The sequence below is a fragment of the Moorena sp. SIO3H5 genome (genome assembly GCF_010692395.1).
Classification (GTDB): Bacteria; Cyanobacteriota; Cyanobacteriia; order Cyanobacteriales; family Coleofasciculaceae; genus Moorena.
Window position 1 is genome coordinate 1 of the sequence record NZ_JAAHHS010000231.1, and the last position, 12,246, is coordinate 12,246.

At 41.2% G+C, this 12,246-nt stretch carries 12 protein-coding genes and 1 pseudogene; 5 read left to right on the forward strand and 8 right to left on the reverse strand.

Annotated features, from left to right (window positions below; all coding sequences use genetic code 11):
• A partial coding sequence (locus F6K52_RS22430) for a hypothetical protein (RefSeq protein ID WP_364419131.1) occupies positions 1-226 on the reverse strand: 226 nt, incomplete at its 3' end.
• A gap of 947 nt (positions 227-1,173) precedes the next feature.
• Between F6K52_RS22430 and F6K52_RS22435 the strand changes: the two genes are divergently transcribed.
• The gene (locus tag F6K52_RS22435) at positions 1,174-2,367 is read left to right on the forward strand and encodes a response regulator (protein ID WP_293082874.1); all 1,194 of its coding nucleotides are present in this window, start codon (positions 1,174-1,176) and stop codon (positions 2,365-2,367) included.
• A gap of 256 nt (positions 2,368-2,623) precedes the next feature.
• Here the strand turns inward: F6K52_RS22435 and F6K52_RS22440 are convergent, their stop codons facing one another.
• From F6K52_RS22440 to F6K52_RS22460, 5 genes are all read right to left on the reverse strand, one after another.
• Positions 2,624-3,688: a chemotaxis protein CheW gene (locus tag F6K52_RS22440; RefSeq protein ID WP_293082877.1), complete on the reverse strand. Its 1,065-nt coding sequence runs from the start codon at positions 3,686-3,688 to the stop codon at positions 2,624-2,626.
• 69 nt (positions 3,689-3,757) lie between these two features.
• Positions 3,758-5,353 carry a CheR family methyltransferase gene (locus tag F6K52_RS22445; RefSeq protein ID WP_293082882.1) on the reverse strand — a complete coding sequence of 532 codons (1,596 nt, stop codon included), beginning with the start codon at positions 5,351-5,353 and terminating at the stop codon, positions 3,758-3,760.
• A gap of 67 nt (positions 5,354-5,420) precedes the next feature.
• Positions 5,421-5,549, reverse strand: a complete 129-nt coding sequence (locus F6K52_RS22450) for a hypothetical protein (protein WP_293082887.1) — start codon at positions 5,547-5,549, stop codon at positions 5,421-5,423.
• A gap of 502 nt (positions 5,550-6,051) precedes the next feature.
• Positions 6,052-7,530 carry a hypothetical protein gene (locus tag F6K52_RS22455; RefSeq protein WP_293082891.1) on the reverse strand — a complete coding sequence of 493 codons (1,479 nt, stop codon included), beginning with the start codon at positions 7,528-7,530 and terminating at the stop codon, positions 6,052-6,054.
• A gap of 33 nt (positions 7,531-7,563) precedes the next feature.
• Entirely contained in the window at positions 7,564-7,800 is a 237-nt protein-coding gene (locus tag F6K52_RS22460; protein ID WP_293082894.1) for a hypothetical protein, read from the reverse strand.
• Positions 7,801-8,007: 207 nt separating this feature from the next.
• Here F6K52_RS22460 and purB point away from each other — a divergent pair, with 207 nt between their 5' ends.
• Both purB and F6K52_RS22470 read left to right on the forward strand, forming a co-directional pair.
• Positions 8,008-9,303 (forward strand): adenylosuccinate lyase, encoded by a 1,296-nt coding sequence (gene purB / locus F6K52_RS22465; RefSeq protein WP_293082916.1) that lies wholly within the window; start codon positions 8,008-8,010, stop codon positions 9,301-9,303.
• Between the two features lie 250 nt (positions 9,304-9,553).
• The gene (locus tag F6K52_RS22470) at positions 9,554-9,754 is read left to right on the forward strand and encodes a hypothetical protein (RefSeq protein ID WP_293082898.1); all 201 of its coding nucleotides are present in this window, start codon (positions 9,554-9,556) and stop codon (positions 9,752-9,754) included.
• 151 nt (positions 9,755-9,905) lie between these two features.
• Here the strand turns inward: F6K52_RS22470 and F6K52_RS22475 are convergent, their stop codons facing one another.
• Positions 9,906-10,049 carry a hypothetical protein gene (locus F6K52_RS22475; protein WP_293082902.1) on the reverse strand — a complete coding sequence of 48 codons (144 nt, stop codon included), beginning with the start codon at positions 10,047-10,049 and terminating at the stop codon, positions 9,906-9,908.
• A gap of 338 nt (positions 10,050-10,387) precedes the next feature.
• Complete coding sequence (locus F6K52_RS22480; protein ID WP_293082906.1) at positions 10,388-10,588, reverse strand: hypothetical protein; 201 nt, start codon at positions 10,586-10,588, stop codon at positions 10,388-10,390.
• Between the two features lie 522 nt (positions 10,589-11,110).
• Here F6K52_RS22480 and F6K52_RS22485 point away from each other — a divergent pair.
• Together F6K52_RS22485 and F6K52_RS22490 are read left to right on the forward strand one after the other, a co-directional pair.
• Positions 11,111-12,050: pseudogene (locus F6K52_RS22485) on the forward strand (DUF4351 domain-containing protein).
• A partial coding sequence (locus F6K52_RS22490; protein WP_293082911.1) for a hypothetical protein occupies positions 12,032-12,246 on the forward strand: 215 nt, incomplete at its 3' end. The pseudogene F6K52_RS22485 and the gene F6K52_RS22490, both read left to right, overlap by 19 nt.

Sequence of the window (12,246 nt, forward strand, 5' to 3'; positions counted from 1 at the left end):
TAAAAACATCATCATTGATAGAATTTAAAAATGCCACGATATTTTTAGCTTGGTCATTAACCTCTTCCTCTAGCTCACTTTTCGCTAAATTAGATAAGGCATTGGTAGAGGAAGAAATACTATACCATCCCACAACAGAGAGGGGAATAACACTACTTAAAAACAGCAGGAACAGTATTTGATTCTGAAGTTTGCTGAAAAATTGTTTGGTAGATTTGGCAAACATAGCTGGTTACCTACAATTAGAGAATCCACAATAGAAAAGCCATTCCTCAAATGCGGGATGGGATAAAAGGCGAGGAAACTGATTGATTTAGCAATCTGTTGAGGCTACACTCATAGAATTCCCAGCAAATATTGCGAAAGTAACAATGTTTGTTGTTTTTTGGTCTGTTGTTTTTTGGCACGTTCAGCAGTCACCTATAAGCAGTAAGCTAATGGGCTACGCCCACGCGTGCGCGTTCAGCTAGCTATGATTAACGGGGTCACTCTTCGGTCCCGTAAAGAAAAACGCGACTAGGGCTGACTATCTTGCTGCTCAGGGGGTGACAAGCGCTCTTTAAAATCTTACAGGGGTTAGGTTTTAGGGGTTAGGTTTTAGGGGTTAGGTTTTAGGGAAGATTGCCCTTGCGGGATGGATTGAATAAAACTATAGAAGAAGTTGAATTGATGAAAATTGCTTCAATTGCTGGCAAATACAAATGACTCCGATGCGCTCATTTTACCCAAAACCTAAAACCTAACACCTAACACCTATCTAGGTTTGAGCTTTGTTGTCACCCCGTGAGCTTGACCATTTTTCTTAGACCCTGAATTTTGTTATTTTCAACGGAACGACGGTCACACAGTCGTCACTCCACTACAGTTAGCTGTGATACCAAGTCCGGCTTAAAAACCTCCTTTATAACCCAGTCCTTAATCAGCGGACGAAAGTTTGTATAGCTGTGACTTCCTTTTTGTCTAAGGGCTTAGGGGGGTTATCAAATTAGATTAGGTATCAATAGCTACAAATAAGTACATAATTGTCAATGATGAATAACAAATAATTACTGATGATTCATCATTCTTAATCCATTTTGTATCGGAAGCTGTTACTTAGGGGTAAATTCCTGGGAACTATACATATGTAACTCCTGATATTTATCCCTTAACCAGTACAGTTAACCAGTAAAAATGATACTAATAAGATTGATTGAAGAATTAGAAAAATTAGGTAAACAGAGAACTATTGGAGAGCTAACTCTAAGCAACCATAGCTTCGTTTGGAAAGTTTACCTTGTCTATGGTCAATTGCTCTATGCCACCGATGGCGTTCATCCTGTGAGGCGCTTTTACAGAGCCTTAAAGTCCCATTGCCCTAAATATGTTGTTGAACTCTACGAGAACTCGGACTATCAGCCCTGGGAATATCAGCTTCTAGAGCAAGGAATTAACCAAAAGCAAATTAGCCTAATCCAAGCAAAGTTAATGATTCGTAGCATTGTCCAAGAATGTTTTTTTGAACTAAGTGGCTACACAGACTTAAAAAATAACTGGCAACCGAGTCAAGAAAAAACATCGACTCTTGGCATGGGCTTAGCCTTATCTTCCAGGGAAATCCAAACTGTTCTCGCTCAAGCAAACCAGAATTACCAAGAATGGCAAGCTGCTGATTTTGGTCACCTCAGCCCCAATCTCTCACCAGTTTTGAAACCTGGAACAGATCCTAAACTGCTCCCAGGTTTGAACAAGTATCTCAATGGTAACTTAACCCTGTGGGATATTGCCTGGGAGCAAAAAACATCCGTGACAGAGGTGACTCGCTTTTTGCTGCCTTTGGTTGAGAAGAGTATGGTGGAATTCCAAAGAATTCCAGATTTACCAATACCAACTGTCAAAGCCCCTGTCAACCCACCAGTCCAAGCCCCTGTCAATCCACCAGTCCAAGCCCCTGTCAATCCACCAGTTCTAACAACGCCACCCCCATCAGAAACTCAGCCGACCAAATCTGCCAAGAAACAGCCTTTAATCGCCTGTATTGATGATAGTCCTGTGTTGGCTCACAGTTTAAAAACAATCTTGATACCAGCCGGTTATCAAATGTTGAGCATTGAAGAACCGATGCGAGGTTTCTCCCAACTGATTGAACACAAACCTGATTTAATTTTGCTAGACCTGAATATGCCAAATGCAAATGGCTATAGTGTCTGTAAATTTTTGCGAGAATCCCCAGTTTTCCATAAGACTCCGATTATTATCCTGACAGCTCAGAATACCACTATTGACCGCGCCCGGGCTAGACTAGTCGGCGCAACGGATTTTTTAGGTAAGCCCCCAGATTCCCAAGAATTGCTACAAATAATTAATAAATATCTAATCAAAAGTTGATAAAAGTCGGGAATCGGGAATCGGGAATCGGGAACTTTCGCTCAGGGGAGATAGAAAAAAATATGCGTACCTCATTAGGATAAAAACAGCTATACCAATTTCAAATAAATATTGGTACCCACTAATCATTTATAGTAGTTATCAATTTGGTGAGGTACCCAGCCCTTGGGGTTGCGCGTTAGCTTAAGAGTAGGGGTAACTAAGTTGAGTATACCTGATAAATATGATAAACCCTATATGTTGGATTACAAAAGGTCTAATGATTAATAACTAAACCACCATTCAGGAAAATTTGTTGCAAATTCAGAATACTCATTATTTTTTTCTGATAGGGAGCTGCCCCCTGAATGTATTCAGTCTGACCTGAATTGATCCCAGTTGGCACTGCTGTTATCTCCTGTGGATTCAGGAAAATCACATCACATATCTCTTCTATTGTTATACCAGCAACGATATCCTCAAGCTTTACAACCATTGCTTGAGCGCTATCAATTCTCTCCATCAGCGGTAGATTTAATACTCCGCGAAGATCAACTAAGGTAAGAATCTCCCCTCGTAGGTTCATGTTCCCAATGATATGGGCTGGACAGCAGGGAATAGGAGTGACTTTGCGAATAGGGGTAAACTCCCTCACCATTTTTAAATCAATGCCAAAGAATTCACCATGTAAAATAATTACCGCTAGAGGAATTAAATCCTTTACATCTTGACTGTCTTCCGACTGCCTTAGCTGATCAGCTCGTTTCCGAAATACTTCTCGTTCTGACCGAGTAGCATTTGGGCAAAATACAGGTTTTTGGACTAATAACAATTCAGATTCATGGTGATTATTATCCTGAATTTCTTTTTCTAGAGAGTCTTCAACGGAGGCAAGCTTTTGTGTTTCTACATACTGGAGTAAACTCTCTGGATTACTCAGGATTAAAATATCTTCTCCACTCCTGGCAATACCAGCGATGAATTTTTTTTCCTCAACTCCTGGCCAGTCTCGACCATGATAAAATTCAGTGCTAATTTCCGACGGGGATATATGTCTTACCTCATAGACTTCATTAACAATGATGCCTACTCGTACCTTTTCCGATTTTAAAACCACTACACTATCTGTTAAGCGATAGTCTGGTGATTGATAATTAAAGCTGAGATTAAGATCCATGACTGGCAAAATCTCACCCCGGAGATTAATCACACCAACGATATCAGGATCTGCTTGTGGTATTGGTGTCAACTCTGGCAGAAAAAAAATCTCTTCTACGTAAACACTGCTGACGCCATAAAGCCAGTTATTTAAGCTAAAGGTGAGATAGTGACACTCTTTCATTTTGTTACTCGCTATATTTACCAATTATCAATTATCAATGTTCCCTGTTCCCTGCTCCCTTTGCTATAATCAATAATCGTTTAATTCTGTTTCCAGCTTGATAATTAGTTCAGCAGTAGTCATGTTTTTAGATTCTTTTATTATAGTTTTGGGAGATAATTGCTTGAGTATGTTAATAACTGATTGCTTCATCTTTAGGGTTTGTTTTTGATTCCCTTCTTTCTGGTAAATATGGATTATATCTAAGTAAGCTCTAATAGAATAGGGTTCAATATAAATAATTTTTTTTAAAATCTGCTTCGCTTCTACTAGATTTCCTTGCTCTTCAGCAATTTGTGCCAACAAGTAATAGGGGCTAACCGCAAGGTAATCTATATCTAAAGCTTTTTGACAATAGTTAATTGCTTCTTCATATTTACCAATATTGGCGTGAGTTTGAGCCATGAGGTAATAAGCCTGAAAATTAGTAGGATCTATTTTTAGCAAGTTGGTTAATTGTTTAATTGCTAAATCATAATCGTATTTTTGTAAAAGAATTTCTACTTCTGTGATCACCTCCTGAGCCGTTTTTTTTAACTTGGTATTCTCTTGAGAGTTGATTATATTGATAGGGGTATCATCAACCGACCATATATCTGTTGCAACATTAGTTTTTTGTGTATTACTAAATGTTGCTGTTATCGGTTGCGGTTCCAAAGGTGGTGACTTCTGCAAGACGTCTAATGATAAGTTCTTTACCGGAGGAGACTTTGCCTCACTGCTTAGGGATACCAGAGGAGGTGTTTTAAGGATTAAATTATTGGCTTTACGTTGATCAGCTTTACGTTGATAGACTAGGGATTCTGGAAATACTTTTGTCTGAAACTTGCTTAAATTATGACCATATAGTTCAGCATGACCTGTGAGGAGATATCCTAAGGGTTTGAGGGTATCATAAAATTTATCTAAAACCTTGGCTTTAGCTGAAGAATCAAAGTAAATGAAAACATTACGGCAAATAAGTAAGTCAAGGTATTTTAGATCATAGTTTTGGTTGTTAAATGAATCATTTACTAAATTAACCCTTTTAAAGGTGACCATTTTTTTGATACGATCATCGATGTGATAGGAATTGTTGATTACCCGAAAATAGTCACGCTTTATGTCTGGATTAATATTTCTAAATGACCAAGAACTGTAAATTCCTTTTTTGGCAGTTTCTAGGGCATATTTATTTATGTCTATTCCCAAAATTTTAACCTTCCAGTTTTCTAAGTCAGGAATAATTTTATGGATGAGAATAGCAAGAGAATAGGGTTCTTCTCCAGTTGAACAACCTGCACTACAAATCCGAATTGTTTTGTGATCATTTTGCTGTTGAATTATTTTTGGAATGATGTAGTCTTTTAAGGTATTAAACTGACCTTTGTCTCGCCAAAAGTAAGTTTCAGTATTAGTCAGCAAGATAACCAGTTTTTGCCATTCTTGATTACTTTCTATATTAGAAGATTCTAAGAGTTGATAGTAACTTTCTGGTGAACCAAATTTGAGAAATTTTATTCTCACAAGGATGGTTTCAATTAAATTGTCTTGGTCTGCTTCTTTAATAACTAATCCTGTCTGCTGGGCAATTAATCGAAGAAAAGCTTGTTTTAGCTCAACACTTAAAGATTCTGTGTTTGACACGTTAATCCCGATTGACTGACAAATCCAATGTGGTTACAGTTATATAGTTCCCAGTCAATCTGCCAAATTAACACCAATTTATAGCAAGTATTATACCCATGAGGTACAAATCTATGGGTTTTAGGGAGCAGGGAGCAGGGAGCAGGGAGCAGGGAGCAGGTAAGAGGGAAGAGGTAAAAAATAATGTGTACCTCATAGCTATGAGAAACGCCATAACAACCTATTGGTACCTATTAATTGCATTACTGATGTTCGGTTGCTCGCCTTTGGGGGTTGTTCGCGTAGCGTGGCCTTTGGCCAAGGTTGAAGGTTGAAGGTTGAAGGTTGAAGGTTACTAGGTTGAAGGTTGAAGGTGGTTTAGTTTAAGGTTATTTGGTTGAACGCGATGGACTTCGTCCCGCTTTCAGCGATGGACTTCGTCCCGCTTTCAGCGATGGACTTCGTCCCGCTTTCAGCTAACGCGTGGCCTTTTGGCCAAGGTTCAGAAGATAATTTTTAACCTGCTAACCTTGGCCAAAGGCCACGCTACGCGAACAACCTGCTAACCTTCAACCTGCTAACCTCCTAACCTGCTAACCTCCTAACCTGCTAACCTTGGCCAAAGGCCACGCTACGCGAACAACCTGCTAACCTGCTAACCTGCTAACCTGTAATAGGTTGTGCAAAGGATACCCCATTCCTGGGACGGATAGGGAGGTTCAATTTAATCCTGGTAATTCCAAATTTGCCACGACTTTTGCAATGGCATCCCGGCTGGCTTCGGCACCAAACCCCCAAGCCAATAGGACTCCATAGTCAGCCCAAAGGTTAGCGCCAAAGGTGGATTTATAGGTGTATAGCTCAATGAAGCCACTACCAGCAAGCAGGACGATTGCGATCGCATAACTGATTGCAGAGAAAATCCAAAGGCGAATCTTTGCTAGTCTTGGCTCTTGGATAACTATCCGTGGTGTATCGATTCCTGGTGCTTTCTGCAATAATTCAGGTTGGCTGATCAGAAAGCCTAACTTAGTGGAGTTAGCTGGTATTTGTTTAGTTAGTAGAGTGATGGCTTTTTCGATTTGACCATTCAACTCCTGAGCAGCTTTTTTATCTGTAGGTTCGAGATTATTCAACTTAGTGCGCAAAGTCTTTTCCTGACGTTGCCAAGTCTGTAACTCTTGTGTTGATATTGTGGTTTCCACCAGCAGGTTGTCCAAGTCGCTGAGTTTAGCATCGAGTTGCAGGTATTGATTAATCTGTTTTGCCAAGTCATCTAACTGCTGATACAAGTCTTGAGGATTTTGGTCAGGTGCCTCTCGGATTGCCTGTTGCAAATTACGGCGTACTGACTGTAGATAACGGGGGTCAAGATCCGGAGTGGTGGGTATTTTTTGTTCCAGGGTCTGAGCATAATTCAGGAGTGCTAGCCAGTCTTCACGACCTTTGCGCCATTTCAGCCACACTGACTCTGCTTGCTTGATTGCTTGATTACCATCGTTCCAACGTTCCCCCTGCAAAGCCATATCGACATCTAGCAAATGGCCTTCAATTCGGGTCTTGAAGGGATTTGGTATGGAGTTGAATTGATCGGCTAGTGATGTATCAGCTAACTGGGGATCACTGCGCAGTTGGGTACGCAATTGACCAACCCGCACCAGAATTTTGTCCCGTAGTTTACCTCGGTTACGGTAGCCGGACACAGCTATGCTCAATATAACCCCAATGGATATGATTACCAGAGGTATGGGGAAGGGGTCTTTAATTCGGAGTGTTAATGGTACGCTTAGTTCAGTTTCTGAGTACTTGATCAGAAATTCACCACTAAATTCTCCACTTTTGGGGGCATGATCTAATTGAAACTCGATCGGGATAGAGAGTAGACTATTGGCCTCAATCTCCTCGCCTGGTAAAGTAGGCTGAATCAAGTTAGCGGGGAAAATTTCTTGGCCATCCTGAGTATTCAGGTCTAGGCAGATGATTTGTAAATCCTTGACGACGTTAGTTGTGCGCACGAGTAAGCTGCGGGTGGTGCTAGAACCTCTGGTCCCTGCCACAGTCATACTCTTAGGGGTGATCGTGAGATCAGCTTGGGCAAGGGCTGGTGGTGCCCATAGGAGTATTAAAATTGGGAGTATTAAAGCAATTAGAGCCCGTTTAGCCCATTTTAGGTGTTTTATCAGACCTGTATTATTCAAGTGTGACCTCCGATTATTTGATCTGGTACTCAATTAATATAGACCCAGAATTGAGAAGGAAATTGGTGATGGTAGGTGACAAAAGGCAACAGGCAAGAGGGAATAGGGAATAGGCAATAGGCAATAGGCAATAGGCAAAAGGCAATAGGGAATAGGCAATAGGCAAGAGGGAATAGGGAATAGGCAAAAGGCAAAAGGCAATAGGCAATAGGCAAAAGGCAACAGGCAATAGGCAATAGGCAATAGGGGATTTGACCCATGATTAATCATTAATTATTAATCAATTATATAGTGTTAATTTTGCTGATCAGGTCGATTCAATACCTTGTAAGCCCCGTAGAAAACCCCTTTGAGCGCACTACATCCCGACTCCCGATTCCCGACTCCCGACTCCCGACTCCCTAAAACCCAAAACAAAAGTTCCTCATCCCATTGATAAGTGCTATAATGGTAAGGTTGTGTTCTGCGATATTGGAATTGATTGAGCGCTACACCCTACCCGAGATGGGCGAATTGTGGACGGATACCTACAAGCTCAAAACCTGGCTTCAGGTGGAAATAGCTGTTTGTGAAGCACAAGCGGAACTGGGTAAGATTCCTGGTGAAGCAGTAGAGGAAATTAAGGCAAAGGCGGATTTTGACCTCAAGCGGGTGCAAGAGATTGAGCAAGAAGTCCGCCATGACATGATTGCCTTTCTGACTAATGTGAATGAGTATGTAGGGGATGTGGGACGCTACATTCACTTAGGCTTGACTAGTTCGGATGTTTTAGACACTGCCTTGGCACTGCAACTGGTTGCTAGTGTAAATATTATCCTCGAACATATCGAGAAGCTTGCTCAAGCAATTCGCTACCAGGCACAACAACATCGCTACACGGTGATGATTGGTCGTTCTCACGGAATTCATGCTGAACCAATTACGTTTGGTTTTAAGCTGGCCGGTTGGTTAGCAGAAGTTTGCCGCCATCGCGATCGCTTAGTGGCTCTGCGTGAAAACATATCTGTGGGCAAGATTTCTGGTGCTGTGGGAACCTATGCCAATATTGACCCTAAAGTGGAAGCGATCGCATGTCGAAACCTGTCGCTGCAACCTGATACTGCTTCAACCCAAATTATTTCTCGCGATCGCCATGGTGAGTTTGTCCAGCAGTTAGCTCTGTTAGGGGCAACCATTGAACGGTTTGCTGTCGAAATTCGCAATCTCCAAAAAACCGATGTATTAGAAGTAGAAGAATTCTTTTCCAAGGGACAGAAAGGGTCTTCTGCTATGCCACACAAACGTAATCCAATTCGTTCTGAACGGTTAAGCGGGATGGCACGAATCCTGCGGGGTCATGCGGTAGCTGCTTTAGAAAATGTTGCCCTATGGCATGAGCGGGATATTTCTCATTCTTCTGTAGAACGAGTCATTCTGCCAGATGTGTGTATTTTAACTCACTTCATGTTAGTGGAAATAACAGATTTAGTGAAACACTTGTTGGTTTATCCAGAAAACATGAAGCGGAATATGAATGTTTATGGCGGTGTAGTCTTTAGCCAAAAGGTGTTGTTAGCCTTAGTAGAAAAGGGCATGAATCGGGAAGATGCCTACAGTATTGTTCAGTCTTGTGCTCATCAAGCCTGGAATCAACCTGAGGGAGACTTCTACAATTTGATTATTAAGGATCCTGGAGTTACGAGTAAGCTAACCCCTTCTGAAATAGAAGAATGTTTTAATCCCCAGCAGCATTTGAAACATTTGGACGAGGTTTATCAACGGTTGGGAATCTAGCTGTTATTTATAGCAGTTCTCAGAGGTTGTCTGAGAAGTCTCATTTGCTACATTCAAGTCCCCTAAATCCCCCGAGCGAGCAATCCCTCCCTCGGGGGACTTTTAGCAATAAATGGATTCTTGTTCCCCCCAGAATTGGGGGGCTAGGGGGGCGAAACCATACCCAGAATCAGCAACGCCATATAGTTAGTCTTTGCCCTGAATAGGAGTAGAGTGGGTATCCTGGCCGCCTGAAAATGAAACTGGCAAGATGCCAGAATATATTGAAACTGGCAAGATGCCAGAATATATTGAAACTGGCAAGATGCCAGAATATATTGAAACTGGCAAGATGCCAGAATATATTGAAACTGGCAAGATGCCAGTTCCACACAAGATGCCCATTCCAGCAACATGCCCATTCCAGAAAACTCTTAAAATCATTCCATTATTAAGCAACGCCCTCCATTGAGTATTTAGAACTGTTATAGCGCTACGCTTAGCGTCAGAAGTCACAAGTCACAAGTCACAAGTCACAAGTCACAAGTCACAAGTCACAAGTCACAAGTCAGAAATCAGAAGTAAACTTAGACTTACGTTTCGGAGTTTAGGGAGTGCGATCGCTAAATTAAATTCCCCTCAACCTCAGTCTTCGCGCTTAATAGGAGTAGAGTGGGCATCCTGGCTGCCTGAAAATGAAACTGGCAAGATGCCAGAATATATTGAAACTGGCAAGATGCCAGTTCCACACAAGATGCCCATTCCACTCCCGATTCCCGATGTCAGCTTATGCGCTACGCGCACGCGTGCGCGTTCAGCATTCAGCTATCAGCATTCAGCTTATGCGCTACGCGAACAGCTTATTTTATTAAAAAGCTGAGTGCTTATTATGGACTTTTACCAAGACTTTAAAGTCTGAAATATCTCGAACTATTAAATTATCCTATTCCAGGTTTCTTTTAAGCTGACCGCTGACCGCTGACCGCTGACCGCTGACAAAAAAAATAGCCGTAGAAATACTATCCACGGCTATGTCAATCACATATGTCAGAAATTTCCGAAACCCTTGGCCAAAGGGGGGAAACCCCCCCCGAAAGTTAAGGTGTTATGGCAACAACCAATACTTGGTCATAGTAGTTATGACTTCTCCTGGAATCTCAGTCGGTTCTAAAGGAGTCCACTCAGCTATTTCTGCATAACCTAGGGAATACAGCATATGCATACTATTGATTACTGATTCACGAGGTCCTTTGAGAGTGTGCTGAGTGGGTTTTTTCTTGAAATTGCGAGTAAATTTGTCTGACATTGTGAAAAAGTTCAACTTGGGTTCACATTGATTATTGTAATGATTATGAATTTATTTGTCAAGGGTTTTTAAAAGTTTTTTTTTGGGGTTTTAGAGTTCGTTAAAGAAAGTTATTGCATAGAATTTATCAATCATATATTATAGTTTATTTAATTTCTAATATTTTCAAATAAAATGTTAGAAATATTAACCATATCTCGATTATTTATTAGTTATAAATGTGTTATTATCGAATAATAATACCCAACAATAGCAATCATTTTATATGGGTTTTATACCCCGATATACCGTTAATGATTGTCGGGGTTTACTGGGAATTTCAAGAGTTAGTTAAGTGGCTAATATTTCCGACATACCTTCCCATGGATTTAGCGATGCAGCGCGGTCTTGGGGGTTTCCCCCATGAGCGACTGCATCAAGAATTGAAGATGATTTGGGATAGGTTCGAGTGGTCGAATTTGTGGCTCTTAACCCTCTTTTCAATTAGTTAACCAGAATTGACTTAGTTGTCTTTTATATGTAATGACTTACGATAGTACTCTAAAATATCTTGTTGAACAATATCCCCAAGCCTTTACCCGTTGGTTGTTTAACCAAGAATCAGCAGAGGATATCGAAATTATCAACACCGAATTAAGCACAGAACCAATTCGGGCAGATGCCTTGTTTTTTGTGCGAGTTGCTGATGCTATTTTGCATTTGGAATTTCAAACTCTACCCCAATCTGAACCTCCCTTACCCCTGCGGATGCTGGATTATTGGGTCAGGTTATATCGGCAGTATCGTTGTGATAGCGATGCAGCGCGGTCTTGGGGGTTTCCCCCATGAGCGACTGCATCAAGACATTGAACAGGTAATAATTTTTCTCAAACCAACCCGATTAGCCGGAGTATTTGTCAATCAATTTACCGAAAGAAACCTATCCTTCCGCTACCGGGTGATTCGGATTTGGGAATGTGATCCACAACCATTACTTACCACCCCAGGGTTACTACCTTTGGCAGTATTAGCACAAGCGGAAGTGCCAGAAAACCTGCTATCCCAGGTAGCAGCCAGAATCGATATGATTGAAGATAGACAACAGCAGCGTAACCTATCTGCTTGCGTGCAACTGTTGGCTGGGGTGAAATTTGATGAGCAGTTAATTCAAGCTTATTTTCGGGAGGATATGATGCAAGAGTCAGTAGTTTATCAACGAATTATTCGGCAAGGATTAGAACAGGGATTAGAACAGGGATTAGAACAAGGATTAGAACAGGGATTAGAACAGGGATTAAAACAAGGAAAGCGCAATGAGCTTAATTTAATTAAGCGTCTACTTAACCGTCGCCTAGGTGAAATCAATCCCCAATTACAAAGTCAAATTGAGGAATTATCTTTTGAGCAGTTGGAGGATTTAGGAGTAGCGTTGTTAGATTTTGAAACCGAAGTGGATTTGACCAATTGGTTGAATCAGTTATAGCGCTACGCGCAAGGGCAAGAGGCAAGCTAGCATGCCTCTTACCTACTCCCTGTTCCCTGCTCCCTGCTCCCTATTGCCTATTGCCATGTGATAAAATAGTAATCCTTAAGAACAAACCGGTACTAGTTACTCAGAAACGAGTACTGGTATGTGAGAAACGAGTACTCCTTAGCGAGAAACGGGTACTAGTTAACCA